Source organism: Bartonella sp. LB28NMGDW (assembly GCF_042194435.1).
Classification (GTDB): Bacteria; Pseudomonadota; Alphaproteobacteria; order Rhizobiales; family Rhizobiaceae; genus Bartonella; species Bartonella grahamii.
Genome location: NZ_JBHIMX010000007.1, coordinates 1 through 21382 on the forward strand (window position 1 = coordinate 1; position 21382 = coordinate 21382).

General features: G+C 37.1%; 20 protein-coding genes. 15 read left to right on the plus strand and 5 right to left on the minus strand.

Translation table 11 applies throughout. The features are described from left to right. On the minus strand, positions 1-511 hold a 511-nt coding region (locus ACFIKG_RS05450; protein ID WP_375651882.1), incomplete at its 3' end, for an ABC transporter substrate-binding protein. A 1095-nt stretch (positions 512-1606) separates the two neighbouring features. Between ACFIKG_RS05450 and ACFIKG_RS05455 the strand changes: the two genes are divergently transcribed. Continuing rightward, complete coding sequence (locus tag ACFIKG_RS05455) at positions 1607-1888, plus strand: DUF6460 domain-containing protein (RefSeq protein ID WP_375651883.1); 282 nt, start codon at positions 1607-1609, stop codon at positions 1886-1888. A 22-nt stretch (positions 1889-1910) separates the two neighbouring features. Here the strand turns inward: ACFIKG_RS05455 and ACFIKG_RS05460 are convergent, their stop codons facing one another. The 3 genes from ACFIKG_RS05460 to ACFIKG_RS05470 all read right to left on the minus strand — a co-directional run bounded on the left by ACFIKG_RS05460 (position 1911) and on the right by ACFIKG_RS05470 (position 4658). Then, positions 1911-2720, minus strand: coding sequence for a TIGR02186 family protein (locus ACFIKG_RS05460; protein ID WP_375627249.1), 810 nt, complete (start codon positions 2718-2720; stop codon positions 1911-1913). A 2-nt stretch (positions 2721-2722) separates the two neighbouring features. Then, positions 2723-3643: a sulfite exporter TauE/SafE family protein gene (locus ACFIKG_RS05465; protein ID WP_375627248.1), complete on the minus strand. Its 921-nt coding sequence runs from the start codon at positions 3641-3643 to the stop codon at positions 2723-2725. Positions 3644-3821: 178 nt separating this feature from the next. Continuing rightward, positions 3822-4658 carry a hypothetical protein gene (locus ACFIKG_RS05470; protein ID WP_375627247.1) on the minus strand — a complete coding sequence of 279 codons (837 nt, stop codon included), beginning with the start codon at positions 4656-4658 and terminating at the stop codon, positions 3822-3824. 525 nt (positions 4659-5183) lie between these two features. Here ACFIKG_RS05470 and ACFIKG_RS05475 point away from each other — a divergent pair. From ACFIKG_RS05475 to ACFIKG_RS05505, 7 genes are all read left to right on the plus strand, one after another. After that, a complete protein-coding gene (locus ACFIKG_RS05475; RefSeq protein ID WP_375627246.1) occupies positions 5184-5930 on the plus strand; it encodes an electron transfer flavoprotein subunit beta/FixA family protein in 747 nt (248 codons plus the stop codon). Between the two features lie 51 nt (positions 5931-5981). Continuing rightward, a complete protein-coding gene (locus ACFIKG_RS05480) occupies positions 5982-6902 on the plus strand; it encodes an electron transfer flavoprotein subunit alpha/FixB family protein (protein ID WP_375651884.1) in 921 nt (306 codons plus the stop codon). A 3-nt stretch (positions 6903-6905) separates the two neighbouring features. Next, positions 6906-8570 (plus strand): 4Fe-4S dicluster domain-containing protein, encoded by a 1665-nt coding sequence (locus ACFIKG_RS05485; protein WP_375651885.1) that lies wholly within the window; start codon positions 6906-6908, stop codon positions 8568-8570. Between the two features lie 1734 nt (positions 8571-10304). Further along, on the plus strand, positions 10305-11192 hold the full coding sequence (gene rsmI, locus ACFIKG_RS05490; RefSeq protein WP_375648616.1) for a 16S rRNA (cytidine(1402)-2'-O)-methyltransferase: 888 nt from the start codon (positions 10305-10307) through the stop codon (positions 11190-11192). Positions 11193-11196: 4 nt separating this feature from the next. Continuing rightward, positions 11197-11565: a YraN family protein gene (locus ACFIKG_RS05495; RefSeq protein ID WP_375627263.1), complete on the plus strand. Its 369-nt coding sequence runs from the start codon at positions 11197-11199 to the stop codon at positions 11563-11565. A 102-nt stretch (positions 11566-11667) separates the two neighbouring features. Continuing rightward, positions 11668-11913 carry a hypothetical protein gene (locus ACFIKG_RS05500; protein WP_330168884.1) on the plus strand — a complete coding sequence of 82 codons (246 nt, stop codon included), beginning with the start codon at positions 11668-11670 and terminating at the stop codon, positions 11911-11913. A 55-nt stretch (positions 11914-11968) separates the two neighbouring features. Continuing rightward, positions 11969-12760, plus strand: a complete 792-nt coding sequence (locus tag ACFIKG_RS05505; RefSeq protein WP_375651886.1) for a pyrroline-5-carboxylate reductase — start codon at positions 11969-11971, stop codon at positions 12758-12760. A 396-nt stretch (positions 12761-13156) separates the two neighbouring features. Here ACFIKG_RS05505 and ACFIKG_RS05510 read toward each other — a convergent pair whose 3' ends face one another. Further along, positions 13157-14218, minus strand: coding sequence for an Mrp/NBP35 family ATP-binding protein (locus tag ACFIKG_RS05510; RefSeq protein ID WP_375626510.1), 1062 nt, complete (start codon positions 14216-14218; stop codon positions 13157-13159). Between the two features lie 609 nt (positions 14219-14827). Between ACFIKG_RS05510 and rpmH the strand changes: the two genes are divergently transcribed. The 7 genes from rpmH (at position 14828) to ACFIKG_RS05545 (ending at position 21273) form a co-directional block, all read left to right on the plus strand. Further along, on the plus strand, positions 14828-14962 hold the full coding sequence (rpmH, locus tag ACFIKG_RS05515) for a 50S ribosomal protein L34 (RefSeq protein WP_005864709.1): 135 nt from the start codon (positions 14828-14830) through the stop codon (positions 14960-14962). 117 nt (positions 14963-15079) lie between these two features. Further along, positions 15080-15472 (plus strand): ribonuclease P protein component, encoded by a 393-nt coding sequence (gene rnpA, locus ACFIKG_RS05520; RefSeq protein WP_015856278.1) that lies wholly within the window; start codon positions 15080-15082, stop codon positions 15470-15472. Then, positions 15462-17300: a membrane protein insertase YidC gene (gene yidC, locus ACFIKG_RS05525; protein ID WP_375648613.1), complete on the plus strand. Its 1839-nt coding sequence runs from the start codon at positions 15462-15464 to the stop codon at positions 17298-17300. Before rnpA ends, yidC begins: the two co-directional genes overlap by 11 nt. Beyond that, positions 17297-17941: a ribosome biogenesis GTP-binding protein YihA/YsxC gene (yihA, locus tag ACFIKG_RS05530; RefSeq protein ID WP_273788101.1), complete on the plus strand. Its 645-nt coding sequence runs from the start codon at positions 17297-17299 to the stop codon at positions 17939-17941. Before yidC ends, yihA begins: the two co-directional genes overlap by 4 nt. Positions 17942-18079: 138 nt before the next feature. Continuing rightward, the gene (locus tag ACFIKG_RS05535) at positions 18080-18772 is read left to right on the plus strand and encodes a glutathione S-transferase family protein (RefSeq protein WP_375642514.1); all 693 of its coding nucleotides are present in this window, start codon (positions 18080-18082) and stop codon (positions 18770-18772) included. A 1039-nt stretch (positions 18773-19811) separates the two neighbouring features. Further along, positions 19812-20624 (plus strand): 4-hydroxy-tetrahydrodipicolinate reductase, encoded by an 813-nt coding sequence (dapB, locus tag ACFIKG_RS05540; RefSeq protein ID WP_375626501.1) that lies wholly within the window; start codon positions 19812-19814, stop codon positions 20622-20624. A gap of 28 nt (positions 20625-20652) precedes the next feature. Continuing rightward, positions 20653-21273 (plus strand): 2,3-bisphosphoglycerate-dependent phosphoglycerate mutase, encoded by a 621-nt coding sequence (locus ACFIKG_RS05545; protein ID WP_375651887.1) that lies wholly within the window; start codon positions 20653-20655, stop codon positions 21271-21273. Positions 21274-21382 lie beyond the last annotated feature (109 nt).

The following is a 21382-nucleotide window of genomic DNA, read 5'->3' on the forward strand; positions in this document are numbered from 1 at the left end:
CTGGATAAGGCTTATCAAATTTCATCACCACTGTTTTCTCATCAACAGCTTGCAAAGCATCATCAACATTTTGTTCTATAATTCCATATTCATTAAAAATTGCCGCATTACCCATCTTCAATTTGACAATCCGCTTCATCCCCCAAACAAGATCATTGGCATTAGCTGGTTTGCCATTATTAAACTTCAAACCATCACGCAAATGAAAAGTAATCACCGTACTGTGATCATCGCCTGAAACATCCCAATGCGTTGCTAAAGCAGGAACCATTTTAGCAGGATCATCTGTCGCAGTACTGACTAAGTTATCACAAACATTGCGAACAATTTCACTTCCATAAACATCATTGAGCTGCGCAGGATCAAACGTACTGATTGCATCCAGATTCCAAGCCATCACAAGGGTATCAGCCGGTGTTTTTGCTGAAACCTGTTGTACAACTACTCCCAGTGCCATAAGAGCAGCAACAATAGAGCTGCTACTTTTCAATATCTTTCTTTTTAAGTTCATAGACTTTTCCTTTTAAAGTTTATTGTATAAATTCCCCACGCAACAAGAATGCGCAAAATAATAAAATCAGACAAACCATAGGCTCTGAGAGATAAAGTATTAAAACGTTCAAACAACATCACTTATCAACCACTCCTCCTGCCCATAGTTACAAACCAACCCCCAATATGCACCGAGAAACAATCTAATATATGATGAATGACATAACCCATCACCAATCTATTGATAATATTACAACGTCTACCATTGAAAGCTATAAGACAAAGATTTCTTCTCTCTTGTCGAACAAGTTTACCTCTTCTTTACTCTAGCGTTTTTATGCCATCAAAGAACTATCCCCTGTTAGCTCAAAAATCTTAATAACAAAAAGCCTTCATAATAACTTGATTATTTCAACAAAACAGAAAAATTTGCCCATCGTCCAACATCAAGCACCTCTACCTCTTCTGCAAAAGGAATTTTGAATTTTTCCATAATTCTCCACTAAATAACGGCTTCTCATTATATCTTATTTCCAAATAAAAGGAGCACGGGCACCACAAACCTCTAACATTCCCTCACGCGTCCGTACATAACAAAACTTTTTTCAATATCGTATTTTAAATATCTTTGCTCCTTTAACAACACTCAATTCATTGCTTATATTTTTTCAGAAAAAAAGATCTTTTCAATGCACTAAGGTTGAAATATCTGAATATAATATCTATATAAGCACACCCTTATTAGAATAGATAGTCTTTTTTTAAGTAAACTGTCTTGAAATATTATTTCTATACACGACAATAATAAGTTTGTTACAAAATCTTCAATATACTAAAACTCTCACTCTGATGCGAAATATCGAAACGTTATAAAATTTCTCTACAAATTCTCAGAAACGAAAGGATCTCCCTTCATTTAATAAAAGAAGCGCCATGAAAATATCGCAAAAATGCAATAAAACATGTGCATATTTCAAAAACCAGCACCGTTAATCAGACTAAAGGTGATAAACTCAAAGTAAGAAAAAATAAAAAAATGTTTTTGCTTTATGATAGTAACATCGCCGCACTATGATAATACAATAAGAAACACGATCTTCGAAAGTATATTAAAATGAAGCGGAAAAAAAGATTATCAGATTCTTTTCGTGCGTTTCTTGGAAGAAAATTAAGCAGCGTTAGTCTAAAATTGCTTATCCTGTCATTCTTCATTGGCATCGTAATGAATTTTTTGGGATGGACACACCGAAACCTCATACACAAAATAGTAGATTTTTTTAAATCACTATGGGAAGCAGGATTTATAACGCTTACAAATTTCTTCCATATAACTATGACGGGAGCTATTATTGTTGTGCCTATTTTTCTTATCTTACGAATTTTTCATAAAAAATAAAAGCCTTAACATTTTCCTTGCGTTAATCTTTTCGAAAAATCAAACGACATAAAAATCCTGTAGTAATAGCAATAATCACTGCAACAATACCATATAAAAAACGATACTTGTGCGCTGCATAAAAAATTGTATAAGCGATATGTGCTTTAACAATTTCAAGAGTCGTTGTTGCACTATCAATAAACTGTCCATCACGAAAAAGATAAGCACGAACTTTATAATGTCCAACCGGGATATTTGCTGGCAAACGAAAATGTGCTGTGAAAAGTGTGTCAGAACCAAAACGAACCCCACCCACTTCCTCATAATAAAGGCTTTTAGCTTTTTGCAACTTTATAAGTTCATCGCGAAAGATTTGTATTTTTTTCTGATCTTGTTCATCCGTCTGCAATGGCAAATAGAGTAATCCTAACCCCAAGCGTTTATAATCTTCAATGCTCGTAATATCGCCAATTTCACGCGTTGTGACCATAGAGTAAAAAAGAGGAACCTTTTTAAAAATAAGAGAATCTGTATTAACCCATACACCGGCATTGCGTTTTTTTTCTCGCATCACCATTGTCCGATCTTGTCCCTCCAAGCTTACAACAATATCATAACGGTTCTGTCGAGAATATAACGGATCAATATTTTCCAAAACACCAGCAATATAAAGATCACGACCAGCAAAATTTGCATCCACAGTAATCGTATTCGTTGTTACGATAATTTGGACAGTTTCGTGGTCAACTTGATCAATGAATGTAGCTGGCGTCCCAACATGTGACCATGTAGAAAAAGAAATAAAACAAAAGCAACCTGCAATGATGTATAAAGAAAATAATCTACCCATTTTTATCTCATAAGAATATCCAAAGAGAAAAGATTATCAGGGCGTATAAATAATTGAAAAGCAAGACGCATACACACAATCAACACTAAACATGCAAGCGCCATACGCAATTGTTCAGCCTTTAACTTCCGTCCAGCCCTTGTTCCATATTGTGCACCAATACTTCCTCCAAGCATTAACAAAAAAGCCAAGACAATATCAACGGACTGATTAGTCACACTTTGCAAAACTGTCGTGAAAGAAGACACAAATGTAATCTGAAAAAGTGAAGTCCCAATCACCACACTGGTTGGAACACGCAGAAGATAAATCAATGCTGGTATCATAAAGAACCCCCCACCAATTCCCATAATAGAAGACAACAATCCCACAATGAGACCAATCCCTAAAACTGGAATAATGCTAACATATATCATAGATGTCCGAAAACGCATTTTTAAGGGTAAGCGATGAATCCAGTTATGTCGACCAGCAAGACGAATATTGGCTTTTCCTGCCTTACGCTTGCGCATCATATCATACCAACTTTCAACGATCATCAAGCTTCCTACACTTCCAAGAAGAATCACATAAAGAAGCGAAATCATTAAGTCTAATTGACCTAACTTTTTCAAAACAGAGAAAACCTGAATCCCAATTAAAGAACCACCTCCTCCTCCAATCGCCAAAAGAATACCAAGTTTAATATCGAGCGTACGTCTTCTAAAATGTGTAATTGCTCCTGTTACAGATGACGCAATCATCTGGTTAGCGCCTGTTCCAACAGCAATAGCAGGAGGAATATTATAAAAAATCAATAACGGTGTGATGAGAAACCCACCACCGATTCCAAAAAGGCCTGAAAAAAAACCAGCAACGACTCCCATACCAATCAAGATCAGCATATTGAGTGACATTTCAGCAATTGGTAAATAAATACTCACTTACAGAACCTTCAAGATAATTTGAGGTTTTTTTACAACTAGAGAATCCTTCTCCAATTATCCTCTTTTCCAATAATTTCTGTTGCGTGTTTAAAAGAATAATTTTAGTTTCTATAGCTTTCGCACAAACACGAATGCGCAATACATTTCACATCTATTAACATCAACATCATACAAATTAAAAAAAACGAGCTCCTTTTAAAAAGCTATAAAGACATAACGTTATCGCTAGCACAAATACAACGGTTAAAAAACAAAGAACACTTTTTTTTACCAAATAAGATAAAAACGAGACATGTTTCCGAGACTGCACCTTTAAAGAAGAAAAATCATTCTCACTGCAATGATTAGATGCCTGAACACCCATCATCCCCTTTTCTTCTATTATAGCACGCTTCACTACTCCCTCATCCTTTTTAAAAGAAGGTTTCAGAGCATCACTTAGCAAAATAGCATCACTGGGCAAAGAGCTTCTATTTTCTTGCTGCAACGTATTTTCAACATTTGTTTGGAGTGGAATTATACCGTTTTGTTTCGAAAAATTTTGCACCTTTTGAAGGAATAAACGTTCTTGATTGTCCTTACATTCCATATGAGCAAGTTTTTGTACAACAGAATCAGGTGATTTTGAACGAGATACCCGTCGTGTTACCGCTTCTTCTTCTAAGCTTTTTTTTTCACTCTGCAAACTTTTAACAATTGTTTTAATCTGCTCTAAAGACTCAAAAAGCTTTTTTTCTCTTTGACGACGCATATAATGTTCAGCCAAAATGGCTCGACTAATATCATCTAAGTAAGATTTAAAATGCTCTTCTACAGAACTCTGCTGCATCAAAGAATGGGGCGGATGCTTCATTTGCATTTGCGTATAAACGGTGCGTAATTTTTGAGCAATATCTGACATCGTTACTTCTACAGAAGTATCCATTCTCTCTTTCTGTTCAACAAAAGAAAAGAATTTACCATGCCTAACCTGATTGGTCGCCTGATCGATCGTATGACCCTTCGTATTCACAAACGCTTACCCCTCATTAACCTTTTTGAAAAGAATCGCAACAAATGATGAGAAAGTGTGGTCTATTTTAGTAAATAGAGCTTTAAGAACTCCTAAAAACTTTTTATTTTGCGCATTTGTTAGAAATATTTTTCCCCAATCTTTATCCAAAATATTTGAAAGAAAGTTCTTTAATTTTTCTGTCTTCAAGATTTGAAGAGCAAAATCATTCCCCCATTTTTATCTTTTTCACTTAATTTTTCATTGTATAAAGGGCCTATTGCACCATCATAAACAAAGCATAAGAAAATAAAAAAGAATATTCTCACAAGACAGATTGATTTTTTTACTTTTTATTCAAGCAAATAAGGCAATTATAGCAATGCAAAATATGAAGGTTGAAAATAACGACGAGAAAGTACAAGTAAACGTAAAAAAGCTTATATCAAAGAGAACACAAGTTATAAATGAGACTTCATTCTAAACAATTTGGTTTCTTATGAGTATTGCTATAAACTTGTGGGCATACAAACAAAGAGGATCATTATGAAGATAATTGTCGCTGTCAAACGTGTTGTTGATTATAACATCAAGATACGCGTCAAACCCGATAGTACAGGTGTTGATCTGTCTCACGTAAAAATGTCTATGAATCCTTTTGATGAGATAGCCGTGGAGGAGGCTATTCGCCAGAGAGAATCCGGTAAAATTTCAGAAGTTCTTCTTGTTTCAATTGGCCCAGAAGCAGCCCAAGAAACTCTACGAACAGGACTTGCAATGGGCGCTGATCGCGCACTTCTTGTCACAACGGATCAAACACTTGAACCCTTAGCAATTGCTAAGGTTCTCAAAGCTATTGTTGATGAAGAAAAACCCGATATGGTCTTTTTAGGAAAACAAGCAATTGATGACGATAGCAATCAAACAGGACAAATGCTCGCTGCTCTTCTTGGTTGGGGACAGGCAACTTTTGCCTCACATCTTAATATAGAAAATGGGCATGCTACAGTTACTCGTGAAGTTGATAATGGAACACAAACTCTTTGTCTTCCCCTTCCCATGGTTATGACCGCCGATCTACGGCTCAATGAACCGCGTTACACCTCTCTCCCCAATATCATGAAAGCAAAAAAGAAAATCATTGAACAAAAATCTCTTGCTGATCTTGGCATCGATACGGAAGCACGCTTAACAATTTTAAGCGTTGAAGAGCCAAAACCCCGTCAACCCGGTATTAAAGTGGCGAATGTAGCAGAGCTTGTCAGTGCACTAAAACAAAAGAACTGCATTTAATATTCTCACCACTAGAGTAAAAGCAACACTCACATAAAAGGGCAAAAACTTATGGCAATTCTTTTATTGGCTGATCATAATACAGAAGAAACAGCAAAAGTGCTCACCGCTGCACGCGCACTCAGTAATGATATCGATATTCTGGTTTGCGGAGAAAAAATTCAAACGATAGCGGAAAATAGTGCTAAACTTAGTGGTGTGCGGCAAGTTCTTATTGCAAAAGCAGACTATTTAGCCCATCAACTTGCCGAGCCTATGGCAGATACAATTCTCACGTTAGCAAATGATTATGATGTGATCATGGCAGCATCCAGCAGTACTGGGAAAAATGTGATGCCGCGCGTAGCAGCTCTTCTTGATCTTATGCAAATTTCAGACATTACCGCCATTCTTTCACCCAATACCTTCAAACGACCAATTTATGCAGGCAATGCATTTGAAACTGTACGCACCAATGATTATAAAAAGATTATAACAGTTCGCACCGCTTCTTTCACCCCAACGCCTTCCCAAAATGATTCTGCTCCCATTAAAATAATAACACCAGCTCCTAATCCAAATCTTTCTTCTTTCGTAAAAGCAGAAACCAACAAAAGTGATCGTCCTGATCTTACCTCTGCACGTGTTATTATATCAGGCGGGCGTGGTCTTGGTTCTCAAGAGAAATTTATGGCCCTTCTTCTTCCTCTTGCAAACAAATTAAATGCTGCTTTAGGTGCCAGCCGCGCAGCAGTTGATGCAGGCTATGCTCCCAATGATTGGCAAATTGGACAAACAGGAAAAGTCGTTGCCCCTGAACTCTATATCGCCGTTGGCATTTCCGGTGCAATCCAGCATTTAGCCGGTATAATGGATGCACAAGTTATTGTTGCCATTAATAAAGATGAAGAAGCTCCTATAATGCAAATTGCCGATTACACCCTTGTAGGTGATCTCCACCAAATTATTCCAGAATTGGAGAAAGCTTTATAAGTTATGAATACATCTCTGCATGACCAACGTGAAAGTATGGAGTTTGATATAGTCATTGTCGGAGCGGGACCTGCAGGGCTTTCTGCCGCAATTCGTTTTAAACAAATTAATCCTGAGCTTTCTGTCACAATTGTTGAAAAAGGGACCGAAGTTGGTGCACATGTTCTCTCGGGCGCAGTTGTTGACCCCATTGGTATAGATACACTCTTACCAGAATGGAGAAATGACAACGACCATCCCTTCACAACCCCCGTCACCCAAGACCAATTTTTTTTTCTAAAGCCTCAAAAATCCACAGTATTTCCCAATATTTTGCATCCCAAAATCTTATCAAATAACGGATGTTATATTGTTTCGCTTGGGAAAGTCTGCCGCTGGCTAAGCAAAAAAGCTGAAGCGTTGGGTGTTGAAATCTATCCTGGTTTTGCTGCAACAGAACCCATCATCCAAAAAGATAACGGAGCTATCATTGGTGTTCTCACCGGAGATATGGGGCTTAACAAAGATGGAACCCCTGGAAAAAATTATATGCCTGGTATGGCTTTATTGGCAAAATATACTCTGATTGCGGAAGGAGCACGCGGCTCAATTGCAAAACAACTGATACAACATTTTAATCTTAGCAAAAATCGAGAACCACAAAAATTTGGTCTTGGTCTCAAGGAGCTCTGGGAAATTGCCCCCAACAAACACCAACGCGGTTTAGTGCAACATTTCACTGGTTGGCCCTTAGACAATAATACCGGTGGTGGTGGCTTTCTTTATCACCAAGAAAACAATATCATTTCTGTCGGTTTTGTTGTGCACTTAGATTACAAAAATCCTTATCTTTCTCCTTTTGAAGAATTTCAACGTTTTAAAACACATCCAAAACTCTATGAAATCTTCAAAGGTGCAAAACGTCTTTCCTATGGTGCACGTGTTATCAGCGAGGGAGGTTGGCAATCTGTACCAAAACTCACCTTTCCTGGTGGAGCACTTATTGGCTGCTCTGCTGGCTTTGTCAATGTTCCTCGTATCAAAGGCTCACACAATGCCATCTTATCTGGCATATTAGCTGCCGATAAAATCGCTGCCGCTCTCGCCCAAGGGCGTGCCCATGATGAGGTCAAAGAAATCGAAGAACAGTGGCGAAAAGGTCCCATTGGCAAAGATCTTTATAAAGTGCGAAATGCCAAACCGCTCTGGGCAAAATATGGGACAAAATATGGAATTAAACTTGCCGGTTTTGATATGTGGTGGCAACAACTGTTCGGATTTTCCTTATTTAAAACACTCTCCCATGGAAAGGAAGATTATGCATGCCTTGAACCAGCAGAAAAATTTCAACCCATTGCTTACCCAAAACCAGATGGCGTTGTAACCTTTGATCGCCTTTCAAGTGTTGCCCTTTCCAATACGCAGCATGAAGAAAATCAACCTTGCCATTTAAAAATAGCCTCATTAAAAAAACATAAAGACTCTGAATATGCAATCTATGGAGGACCCTCTACACGCTATTGTCCCGCCGCTGTCTACGAGTGGCTAGAGTATAATGATCATCTGACTTATATGATCAACGCTTCAAATTGCATACATTGTAAAACATGCGATATCAAAGATCCGAACCAAAATATCACTTGGATCTGTCCGCAAGGTAATGAGGGGCCCTTCTATCCCAATATGTAATGCCCCAATGTACAATCATTGTTCACTCTCCCAAAATTGAAATATACAAAACGCAATGAATAAAAATATTCTCCTCAGATCAGAAATCTATCAATCACCTTCCTGCATACGTTCTTTCACAATGTAAAAAGGACTCTATTCTTATATAAAATACTCTCCCCACCGTATGACTTTTTTCAATAGCAAAACATAACATATTTTTATCAAAAATTTTTATCTAAATGACAAAACAATAATGAATATATTCTTGAAAATTCTGCAATAAAGAAACAGCCGCGCTTCTCGAAAAGAAGGAAAATAAGTCCGCTCTACTTTGCTCCCTCTCCCACATGATCCAAAATGCTTTTAGCCCCTCATAAGAAACATCAATTGTTTTAACTAGCCAAGAACAAAAGCCATGACGATGCGTTTCAAGTTTATTTTTTCTCCTAAACTTTGCCAAGTAATGCTCACTAAAGAAAACCACAGACAAATGTAGAAAAAACGTTGCGAGATAACGAAATAAAGAGCATGCTTGTTCAAGCCCTTTCAATGGTTCTACTGATAATGACACGAAAAAAATCTTTAACCTTACATTAACCTTTTATTTTTTCATCAAGGATAATCGCCTTGCATCTAACCTTTACCAATATACTGCAATGAATGTGTACAAACACCGTAAGAATAAGCAGATGCCAAGCCATGGAGACTATCGCTATTAGCAAAACCATCTGATAAAAAACCAAAATAGCTTTCATAACCACTCTATGACGCGTTTTATAGGGTTGTTTTTCTTATAAAGCTTGTGCTTTCGCTGTTGCTTGTCAATCAACATCCAAATTTAACACAAGTGATATATTTAAAAGAAAGATTAAGGTTAATGAAAGCTCTGCGCGCCGTTCCAGCTTTTGTAGTTAGAGAAAAAATATTGCCTATTCTATTTGAGTAATCTCTGAAACGAAAATACAGCTTCATTTAGCAAGAATATAAAATCTGAAAGGAAAAAACCTGTTTTCCTCTTTACTATCATCTGTCCATTCAGTTTTAGAACTTTCAAAAGAATCACAATATCTTTTAAAAAGAAAAGACCACGGATTATCCCCGCTTTTTACGCATTATATTTATGGGCTTGTTTTTAAGAGATAGCTCTTAATCAATATGCAAAATGATAAACTCTCCGTTATAAATCAAATCTTTAAGATAAAAATTAGCCTTAAACATTTCTAAGGTACTCATTCATACTGTTAAAGCTGTAGAGAATATGAAAAAATCAAATATTTTGCTGATAAGGGCTTATATTTGATCAATAACAATACAGTTAGCTGTTTATGTTTCAAAACAGGCTGTTTATATTTTCTCAGAAAAATAGTTTGGATATCAAGAGAATATTTGAAAGATAGGCGTTATGGAAATAATCTAAAAATCTTAGTTTTAAAAGAGCACAGCCAAGCGTGAGATGGTGGCATAGGTAAAATTGTTTTTTGGTTCTCGAAGGAAAAACTTTATAGAAAATCATGGAGCTGATAGAATATTGGTGGAATTTTTTTTACTAAAAAAGATAACGCAGATCAAAATAGATAATAATGTTAGATTAAGACGTTAAAGATGAGATTATCTTATTAGAGAGTAATCGATTATTCGAGTAAGGTAAGCCTTTATAAGGATAAAAAATGTGCTGGTAAAAATGAGCCAAAATGACTTATGAGTATGGATAAAAATCTTGTGGTGAGGGAAATTTGATGAAAAGAAAAGAGCATGTGTGAAAAAGCATATTTTATAGGTGCGCATGCTTATTCTGCACCCGTTATAGAATCAGGGCTTTATCTTGTGGCAACGCCTATAGGAAATCTTGCAGATATTACGCTTCGTGCTTTGCAAGTGCTTGCAGGAATTGATATTTTAGCCTGTGAGGATACGCGGGTAACACGTGTTTTGTTGGAACGTTACGGTATTCAAAAAAAACCTTTTCTCTATCATGAATATAATGCGCAAAAAGCGGGTCCGAAGCTCTTAGCGGCTTTAGCAGAAAACAAAACAGTAGCGCTTGTGTCAGATGCGGGAACACCACTTATTTCTGATCCTGGATTTAGATTGGTGGAAGAAGCCCGTAAAGCTGGTCATAAAATTATTCCTATTCCTGGAGCATCTGCTCTTTTAGCCGCTCTTATACCGACAGGGCTTCCTACTGATAGCTTTTTTTTTGCAGGTTTTTTGAGTGCACGCAAGCTACAGCGCAGAAAACGGTTGGAACAATTAAAAGAGATTCCAGCAACTTTGATTTTTTATGAATCACCGCATCGTCTTGTTGAAACTTTACAGGATATGGTCACTCTTTTTTCGGCTGATCGACCTGCTGCCATTTGTCGTGAATTAACAAAGAAGTTTGAAACAGTAGATGTTTCCAATTTAGGGAATTTGTTGGAAAATTACAGAAAACAAGCACATATTCGTGGGGAGATTGTTGTGCTTGTTGGAGAATCATCCTCTTCTTTAAATGTGATAAGTGATCAAGAAATTGATGAAATGCTATTAGAACGCGCACGGACACATTCTGCTGCTCAAGCAGCAGCTTTGGTTGCAAAAGAGACCGGTTTTAAAAAGCAGGAACTTTTTCAGCGATTAATCTTTTTAAAAAATGCGTAAAATGATACAAAAAAAACGTAGACAAAAGTCTTTTTATCGAGGGATTCGTGCAGAAAAATTGGCCGCTTGGTGGCTACGTTGCAAAGGGTTTCACATTGCCGAAAGGCGTTTTAAAACAAAATGTGGGGAAATTGATTTAATTGCACGACGTGGAAATCTTGTGTTAATCGTTGAAGTTAAAGCACGTTCATCGTTGGCTGAAGCAATGGAAGCGGTTTCCCGAATGAATGAAAGGCGAATTGAAGCAGCTGCCGATATTTGGCTCGCACGGCAAAAAGATTATGCCCTTTTATCTGTACGCTTTGATTTAATTGCAGTTTTACCTTGGCGTTGGCCACAGCATATCCCTGCATTTTTTACATCTGATCAATAAAAGGCAGCCCCCGTTTTAACCATATTCAATAAAAAACATTTCGTTTTTATGTGCATGTGCGTTAAAAAGTGTGTAATAATTGAGCGCTATAAGGAGTGAAATATGGATGATTATGAAAAGTTTGCAACAGGTTTGCTCATTGTTTTTGGAGCGCTGATTATTGGTGGTTTAATGGCAATGCATATTGTGCTTATGAATAAACCAGGTTTTTTATTTGCATTAGCCGCAGCTGTTGTTGGTTGGTTTTCTGCTTTTGCCGTTCTCTTTGACAAGCCTAAAATCTATTTGGGCTTGATTATTTTTGCTATGTTATGTGTTGCTTCTTCAATTAGCGTTTATGTTAGTTAAAACACTTGAGATGTTGATTAAGATTCCTTTTAAATTGTAAAACTGAGAAATAGAAATGAGACTTGGCTTTTTAGGAACGGGTACAATCAGTGCTTCAATGGTGAATGGCTTAATGACAAGCACCTTTGATGTTTCTTCTATTGTTGTTTCACCTCGCAATGCACAAACAGCAGAGCGCCTTTCAAACACTTATAACAAAGTTATGATTGCTGAAAATAACCAAACATTGCTCGATGTTAGTGATTGTGTTTTTCTTTGCTTACCCAACCAAATTGCAGAAGACGTTTTGCGCTCTCTTCGTTTTCGTCCAGAACAGCTGGTTATTTCCGTACTTGCTATGGCAAAAGCAGCAGAAATAGAAGAGTGGATTAATCATAAAGTTTATCGTGCTGTTCCATTACCTTTTGTTGCAGAATGCAAAAATTTGACACCAATCTATCCCGATCATCCCTTCTTACGCACTTTATTTGACGCATTGGGGGGCACATTGGTGCTGGATAAGGAAGAGCAGTTTAATCTTTTTATGACAGCTGGTTCACTTATGGGAGTATATTTTAATTTTATAGAAACAGCCCATCAGTGGTTTATAACACAAGGGTTAAAAAAACAGCAATCAGCAGAATTCCTTACCATGATGTTTGGAAATCTTACGGATGAAATGCGTAAAACTATAGCAATTGATCGTTCTGCACTTCTCGATTTTGCACTGCTTGAAAAAGAGTTTTCAACAAAGGGTGGAACAAATGAATTTTTGTCAAATTACTTTTCTCATCAAGGGGGAAGGAATGCTTTAACAACGGCTCTTGAGGCTACTTTGCAAAAAATGAATGCTTCTAAAAAGACTTGACCAACATTTTTTTATCATCTCAATAAGAAAGAGCTAAATGTTGAAGATTTATATCAAGAAAACTCATATCGAAAAATGCTTTTTACACCTGAAAAAGATATCATCTTATGAAGAGAATTGATTTTTAAAATATTTTTTACAACCTTTTACAATTTTTCTAAATTATTTTTATTTTCTGTCTTCTTCTTTTATCCTCAATACCAATATTTTTTCTACCTCATGGTTCTATCTCTTCTAATTTGGGTCCCCTTCAGGTTATCCAAACGCATGAATAATTTTTTGTTTATTTAACCTATATACTCTACTCACACATTAAAACTTCCCCTTACAAAGAAGCAACTATTTTTACGTCTTCCATGATTGTGTTTTAATAAACTTTCTCAAACAAATATCCATTTAAAAAAGTTGATTTTTTATTTGATCAACAATTTTACGATACAGTTTAGTATGCTCTTTACTAGGCTTAGCAACAAAAATAGGGGTCCCCTCATCTGAAAAAAATCGTAAAGCTGCATCAAGCGGTATTTCCGCTAAGAAAGGGACTTCTCGACGTTCCGCTTCTGCCCGTGCACCACCATAGCCAAAAATATCATAGCGTTTTCCCGTATCAGGAGCGATAAAATAACTCATATTCTCAATAATTCCTAAAATAGGAACATTGACTTTCATAAACATTTCTATTGCTTTACGCGCATCCACTAAAGCAAGATCTTGGGGCGTAGAGACAACCAACGCACCTGTTAACTGTACCTGTTGTGCAAGCGTTAGTTGTGCATCCCCTGTACCTGGCGGCATATCAACGACTAAAACGTCCAGAGGTCCCCATAAAACGTCTCGTAACAATTGCGTTACCGCTGCCATAACCATAGGACCACGCCATACTACCGGCTTTTCTTCCTCAACCAAAAATCCCATCGACATCAATTTAAGTCCGAATTTTTCAAGAGGTTGAATCTTTTTTTCTTCAATGAGCTGTGGTTTTTGATTAACAAGTCCTGTCAAACGCGGCAAAGATGGACCATAAATATCAGCATCCATCACCCCCGTCTTGAAACCAGAATCTTGTAAAGCTAAGGCGATATTTATTGCCATTGTCGATTTTCCGACCCCTCCTTTTCCAGAAGCAACAGCAATCACATGCCGCACACCTTCTATGGGCATTTTGATCGGTAAGAGATTTGCTCTCCGTCTAGGTGCTGCCTTTGTTGTTTTTTCTGCTGTAAGTGTGACAACAACAGATTCCACTCCCTCCAAAGCACATACCATCTTTTCAGCAGAACGACGCAATGATTCCCATTCTTGCACACCTCCATCAGGAACTGTAATGGAAAAAAAAACCTTACCATCAGCAATCAATATTTCTGAAAGAAGCCCCAACGACACAATATCGCTTTCAAGATCTGGTCCTTTGATTTTACGTAATACGTTGCGGACAGCCTCACTTGTAATAGAATCCAAGTTCTTTCCTCTCTATAAAAATACCAGCAAATACAAGCATAAGAACGAAAAATACTTACAGGTTCATCACCTGATAATTTTCTACTTTACTCAGAATTATAAAGTATAAATTACTTATCTCTTTTCTCTTTTCTCTTTTCTCTTTTCTCTTTAAAAATATGAAACCATCCTTAAATAAAGAATCTCAAACATAAAATCTGCTATAAAATCCTATCAATCGTATTTTTCTACAACCACTTTAATGAATGTTCTGATAAAAATTTTGTAAAAACAAAAACTGAAAAAATTTTTTTAATATTAAAGGATACTTTAAATTGAGTATACAGTAATCAGTCACACTTTCTTTAATTCTTTAACGCCCTAGTCATTTATTTTCTGTAGACTCAATCGTTATTTCTGACACTCTTACAGTATCGTAAAAAAATATCACAGACGGTTGTAAGGTGTTTTGTATTCTTTCAAGAGCGAGAAAAACAATCTAAGATTGACTTTTTTTATATTTTTCCTTATGGGTTAACAGCCGTATGATAGGATAAAATCGTTCATCTCGCGCATAACTGCTCATAAAACGAAGATTAAGAAGGGCCGCACTCCGCGGTATTTAAATAAATGAAACGTACTTACCAACCCTCTAAACTTGTCCGTAAACGCCGCCATGGGTTTCGTGCACGCATGGCTACAGCTGGAGGACGTAAAGTTATTGCTGCAAGACGTGCTCGTGGACGTAAGCGGCTCTCTGCTTAACCATTTAAATTTTCACAACCGTTGAGGATTGCTCACCATTTCTTCGTTGTGAAACTTTTGTTATGAACCTCTAATGCCTGCTTGCAGGCATTTAGTGAAATTGCGAAATGTTCTTTTATGAAGAAAAAACATCCCTGCCGTATTCGCAAAAGAGCAGACTTTTTGGCTGTCCGTACAGGAGAAAAGCGGCGTGGTCCTTTATTTTTGCTCGAAGTTAAATCTCGTGAACAAACAACAGAAAGAAAAGATTCTCTTGTTGCACGTGTAGGCTTCACGGTTACCCGTAAAAACGGTAATGCTGTGAAACGCAATCGTATCAAAAGGCGCTTGCGTGAAGCCGTAAGAGTTGGTGTAACAAACCACATGGAAGCAGGAACAGACTATGTCATTGTAGCATATCGTGATGCGTTACATGCGCCTTTTACATCCTTAATTAGTGAATTAAATCGGCGAATAAAACCAAAAATAAAACATCAGCAACAACAACAAGGGTGTACGGATGGAATATAACCGCAATTTCTTTATCGCTATTGGCTTATCTTTCGTAGTGCTCATCGCATGGCAATTTCTTCATGTTGCTCCCAAACAAGCAAAGTTACAAAAACAACAAGTCATCACACAGCAATTGTCAAAACAACAATCAACCCTTTCTACTACCACGACGAATTTTTCTGACGATACCTCAACGCATCAAGCAACATCTATCATCGAACAGCCAATGACACCTGAAATCCGGAAAGCTGTATTGGCCAAAACAAAGCGTATTGCGATCAAAACCAATGAACTGGAAGGCTCTATTAATCTTGTTGGTGCACAATTTGATGATCTTCACCTCAAAAAATATCGTTTAACAGTCGATAAAAAATCACCGGAAATCGATTTGCTGAATCCTAAGGGTTTCAAAACGACCTACCTTGCTGAATTTGGTTTTGCAAGTGCATCTTTACCAGCAAAAGCTTTGCCACAATCGGATACACAATGGCAAATAGAGGGAAACAATACAATCCTGACTCCTTCAACACCTATCACTTTAATTTATAATAATGGACAAGGACAGATCTTCCGGCGTATTCTTTCTGTTGATGATCATTTCATGTTTACCATTGAAGATTCTATCAGCAATGAAAGTGATCAACCAATATATCTCTCATCCTATGCCCGCGTTGCTCGTGCAGCACCACCAGAACATACAAATGCAACCTATTTACTTCATGAAGGTATGATAGGTATTGCAGGAGATTCGCTCAAAACTGAAAAATATAAAACCTTAGCAGAGCTTGATCCAAATCCTGATAATGGGCAAAAGAGCATGACTTTCTCCAAAGTAACAGGAGGTTGGATTGGTATTACCGATAAATATTGGGCTGTAGCAGTTATTCCCCCGCAAAATAAAGAATATACAAGCCGTTTTATTTATTTTGATCGTTTGCAAACGCATTATCAGTCTGACTTACTAGGATCGCTTTTAACGATTGCTCCAAATGAAACAAAAACTATTACAAATCGGCTTTTTGCTGGTGCAAAACAAGTTGAAATTATTAATAACTATCAAAATGACCTAAAAATCAAAAAGTTTGCTCTTTTAATTGATTGGGGCTGGTTTGATTTCATCACCAAACCAATGTTTTCTCTCATTGATGTCCTTTATAAACAAACAGGAAATTTTGGTATCGCCATCCTTCTTGTCACGGTGCTCTTAAAAACTCTTCTTTTTCCTCTAGCCAATAAATCTTATAAATCTATGGCACGCATGAAGCTTTTACAACCGCGGTTGCTAGAAATAAAAGAAAAATATCCCGATGATAGAACCAAGCAACAACAAGCAATAATAGAACTATATAAAACCGAAAAAATTAATCCCCTTGCTGGTTGTTGGCCAATGTTGGTTCAATTCCCAATATTCTTTGCTCTTTATAAAGTTCTCTATATCACCATTGAAATGCGCCATGCCCCTTTCTTTGGCTGGATTGAAGATTTAGCGGCACCCGATCCAACTTCTCTTTTTAACTTGTTTGGTCTCTTACCGTATACAACTCCAACATTCCTTATGATTGGTGCATGGCCTTTGATTATGGGAATAACGATGTTTTTACAAATGCGTATGAATCCCGCTCCTCAAGACCAAACCCAAGCGATGATATTCACATGGATGCCTGTTGTCTTTACTTTTATGCTCGCCTCTTTTCCTGTTGGTCTCGTTATCTATTGGGCATGGAACAATATATTATCAATCATTCAGCAAGGTATCATGATGAAGCGCCAAGGAGTTAAAATTGAGCTTTTCGATAATCTGAAAACCATGTGGAGAAAATCACCCAAAAAAGAAGTGCATGAATGACAAGAGATTCTTCCCTTTCTGGAATTTTTTCTCGCAATTGGATTTTTATTCGTGGTGTACCAGCAATACGCTTTCTCCCCCCTGAAGGACCACCAGAAATTGCATTTGCAGGACGTTCCAATGTTGGAAAATCATCTTTAATAAACGCACTCGTCCAACAAAAAAGCTTAGCACGCACCTCAAATACACCAGGACGGACTCAAGAGCTTAATTATTTTGTCCCCGATGGCTTCAGTGGACAGCTGGGAGATCTTCCCCCTCTAGCATTAGTAGATATGCCTGGTTATGGTTTCGCTGCTGCTCCTAAAAATCTGGTTGATGCGTGGACAAATTTGATTTTTAGCTATTTACGGGGGCGCACAACATTAAAACGTGTATATATCTTAATTGATTCACGACACGGAATCAAAAACAATGATGAAGATGTTCTTGCTCTCCTTGATAAAGCAGCCGTTTCTTATCAAATTGTTTTGACAAAAAGCGATAAAATCAAATCAAATGCCTTGGAAAAATTAATTATGAGCACACAAACAAAGCTTCTCAAACGTCCGGCAGCTTATCCTGAGCTTCTTGTAACCTCTTCAGAAAAAGCTCTTGGTTTAGAAGAATTACGTGCTGCCATTTTGCAAACCATCGCATAAAAGAATAATTGCTATTATTAACAATTTATTAATTATAATTGCTAGCAGCTGCTAATGATCTTGTACTTCTAGTCAAGCATCTTTATAAAAATGATTACTTGAAAGAATTCTCATCAACTCTATTTGATAGTGTAAATTATGCTGACACTTTTTCACTCTCCCCTATCCGCTGCCTCGCGCTTCATACGCCTCATTCTTGGGGAATATGGTGTAGCCACTCAACTGATTGAAGAATATGAATGGGCAAGAAGACACGAATTTCTAGCCCTCAATCCCGCTGGTCATGTTCCTGTTTTTCTCGATGAACACGAGGTTCCATTATCAGGTCCTCTTGTTATCTGCGAATATTTAGACGAAACACATGGAAGTTTACGACAAGACAATAAGCTCTTTCCGGAAAATCCTTTAGATCGTGCGGAAGTACGCCGTCTCAATGACTGGTTCTTAAATAAATTCGAAAATGAAGCAACGCGCCATATCGTACGAGAACGAATCCATAAACGTGAAATGCCACTTGCCATTGGTGGTGGTGCTCCTAATTCACAAATTTTACGCAATGCACGTGCCAATATTTTACCACATATGAACTATCTCAACTGGCTCTGTGCCTCTCGCGATAGCTTAGTCGGTTCTGCCTTGTCCTATGCAGACCTAGCAGCAGCAGCCTCTATTTCTGTACTTGACTTTCTAGGGGAAATTGACTGGGAACAATCTCCTGCTGCCAAAGACTGGTATATGAGAATTAAATCACGCCCTTCTTTTCGTTCTCTTTTAACAGATCGCGTCCGCGGAATTGTTGCAAGTGCTCACTATGCAGATCTTGATTTCTAGCCTTCTTCCACAAAAAAAGTAAAAACGATATTTTATCTAAAGGATATTTATAGGCTTATGAATTTTTATGCATGCGTATAAACAATACGATAATACATTGATTTAGAATCATATTAAACAGAGAATAAGCCCCCCATAATATTTTCTTATTTTATCCCCCTTATAATGCATGAAAAAAATCACTTTCTTGACGTATCACAAAAATATTAGCACAGGAATAAAAATTATTTAAGAAAAGACTTTAAAGAATCTCTTTAAATATAAGAGCTGTAGCATCACTGGAAGCTAGGCAAATAAAATAACAATACTTAACACATGTTATCCTCCATTCTCCCCAATATATGAAAAAACGCATTACATAACATATATACTATTTTCTCTATAACAAACAAAGCCTCATCATGCGTTTTTACAACATAACAATTTTTTCAACTGACTTTCCTAAAAGATAAAGAATCCGACCAATTCTCATGTATAAACAATTCAACTTCTTGTTGGTCCCTTATTTCTACCCCCTTTTACGTGATTTTATTAATGGATAACATATTGATATAAAATGATTAAATAATCGTTTTTTTAACTTGAATCATCAATTCCAAATACCTTTTTCTCATTACCTTCATCAAATTTGAAACAATCAATATCGCTTGCTTAAGCATCACACATGGAATTGGTGTGTGAAAAAATATTAAAGAAAAGCATAAATTGACAACATAGGTGTATTTGTTTGGGAGATCTTGTTTTGCATAAAGAACGCCCCCCTTAAAGAACGAAAGAAACAAAAACGTGAAGTAATACACAATCTTCATTAGGTTTCATAAGCAAACCTTATTTAGGAATATTCATGACACACTCTAACGAAAAACATCTCTAATTTAAATTTGTAAATCTTATATCACTTGCTCTAAACAACAGTGTTTTACAGCACAAGAAGATAAATTAAAGCAGGAAAAATTTTTTCCTATAAAGAAAAAGAACCATTGGAAAGAAGGCAAGAATTTGCCTATACTGCACAGTGAAGTATTATAAGGAGATAAGAATGCGCCTTACAGTTGTTGGTGCAAATGGGAGAATGGGACGTGAACTCATTACAGCAATCCAACAGAGGAAAGATGTAGAGCTTTGTGCTGTTCTTGTACGCAAAGGCTCACCGTTTGTAGGAAAAGATGCCAGTGCCTTAATTGGTTCAGATTCTCTTGGGATTGGCATTACTGACGATCCTGAAAATGCCTTTTCTAACACAGAAGGTATTTTAGATTTTTCTCAACCAGAAGCCAGTATTCTTTATGCTAACTACGCTGCTCAAAAAAGCCTTGTCCATATTATTGGCACCACAGGATTTAGCAAAACAGAAGAAGAAAAAATTGCAGATTTTGCGAAATATACAACAATTGTCAAATCCGGAAATATGAGCCTTGGAATAAATCTTTTGGCCAACCTTGTAAAGAAAGCCGCTAAAGCATTAGAAGCCAATGATTTTGATATCGAAGTTTATGAAATGCATCACGCGAACAAAGTTGACGCCCCTTCTGGAACAGCCCTTCTTCTTGGCCAAGCAGCAGCTGAAGGGCGCAATGTTACGCTTAAAAATGTGCGTGTCAACGAACGCAATGGTTATATAGGTAAACGCGAAAAAGGCTCCATTGGCTTTTCTTGTTCACGTGGTGGAACAGTTGTTGGAGAACACAGTGTCATTTTTGCCGGTTCCCATGAGCGCATTGTTCTTTCACATACAGCGCAAGAACGCTCTATCTTTGCCAATGGCGCATTAAAAGCAGCTTTGTGGGCAAAAAATCATGAAAACGGTCTTTATTCAATGCTCGATGTTTTGGGATTGAACGATGAATTTTAAACAATCAATAGAATAGAGGCAATTCATAATGGAACGCATACTTGTACTAATTCGTCATGGACAAAGTGAATGGAATCTCAAAAACCTTTTTACCGGTTGGAAAGATCCCGATTTAACAGAAAAAGGTCATGCAGAAGCGATAGAAGCAGGAAAAAAACTGAAAGAATATGGTTTGAAGTTTGATATCGCTTATACATCTGCCTTACAGCGTGCTCAAAAAACGGCTCAGCACATTTTAGAGCAAATGGGACAATCAGATTTAGAAGTGATAAAAAATCCCGCATTAAATGAACGTAATTATGGTGATCTTTCTGGTTTAAATAAAGATGAAGTACGCCAACAATGGGGACAAGAGCAAGTGCAAATGTGGCGCCGCTCTTATACGATTGCGCCCCCGAATGGAGAAAGCCTACGCGACACCGGTGCGCGCATCTGGCCTTATTATCTTTACCACATCCAGCCTCATATTTTGCGCTCCCAAACTGTTTTGATCGCAGCGCATGGAAACTCTCTTCGTGCTCTTATTATGGCGCTTGAAGGTCTCTCCGGTGAGGAAATTATATCTCAAGAATTAGCGACCGGCATTCCTATTATTTATACATTTAATTCGGATTCAACAATTTTATCGAAGACAGTCCTCGCACCTTAAACTTCTAAAATCATGATCTCCCAAAAAATCAATTCAATCGTTTTAAGCTAAAAAAATAAATTCTATAATTTCATTGACAGAATTGCTTCATACGCTTAGATCAATTTTA

Coding starts and splice junctions, on each gene's coding strand:
- ACFIKG_RS05455 (WP_375651883.1), top strand. CDS start 1,607: ATGAAGCGGAAAAAAAGATTATCAGATTCTTTTCGTGCGTTTCTTGGA.
- ACFIKG_RS05460 (WP_375627249.1), bottom strand. CDS start 2,720: ATGGGTAGATTATTTTCTTTATACATCATTGCAGGTTGCTTTTGTTTT.
- ACFIKG_RS05475 (WP_375627246.1), top strand. CDS start 5,184: ATGAAGATAATTGTCGCTGTCAAACGTGTTGTTGATTATAACATCAAG.
- ACFIKG_RS05480 (WP_375651884.1), top strand. CDS start 5,982: ATGGCAATTCTTTTATTGGCTGATCATAATACAGAAGAAACAGCAAAA.
- ACFIKG_RS05485 (WP_375651885.1), top strand. CDS start 6,906: ATGAATACATCTCTGCATGACCAACGTGAAAGTATGGAGTTTGATATA.
- rsmI (WP_375648616.1), top strand. CDS start 10,305: ATGTGTGAAAAAGCATATTTTATAGGTGCGCATGCTTATTCTGCACCC.
- ACFIKG_RS05500 (WP_330168884.1), top strand. CDS start 11,668: ATGGATGATTATGAAAAGTTTGCAACAGGTTTGCTCATTGTTTTTGGA.
- ACFIKG_RS05505 (WP_375651886.1), top strand. CDS start 11,969: ATGAGACTTGGCTTTTTAGGAACGGGTACAATCAGTGCTTCAATGGTG.
- rpmH (WP_005864709.1), top strand. CDS start 14,828: ATGAAACGTACTTACCAACCCTCTAAACTTGTCCGTAAACGCCGCCAT.
- rnpA (WP_015856278.1), top strand. CDS start 15,080: ATGAAGAAAAAACATCCCTGCCGTATTCGCAAAAGAGCAGACTTTTTG.
- yidC (WP_375648613.1), top strand. CDS start 15,462: ATGGAATATAACCGCAATTTCTTTATCGCTATTGGCTTATCTTTCGTA.
- yihA (WP_273788101.1), top strand. CDS start 17,297: ATGACAAGAGATTCTTCCCTTTCTGGAATTTTTTCTCGCAATTGGATT.
- ACFIKG_RS05535 (WP_375642514.1), top strand. CDS start 18,080: ATGCTGACACTTTTTCACTCTCCCCTATCCGCTGCCTCGCGCTTCATA.
- dapB (WP_375626501.1), top strand. CDS start 19,812: ATGCGCCTTACAGTTGTTGGTGCAAATGGGAGAATGGGACGTGAACTC.
- ACFIKG_RS05545 (WP_375651887.1), top strand. CDS start 20,653: ATGGAACGCATACTTGTACTAATTCGTCATGGACAAAGTGAATGGAAT.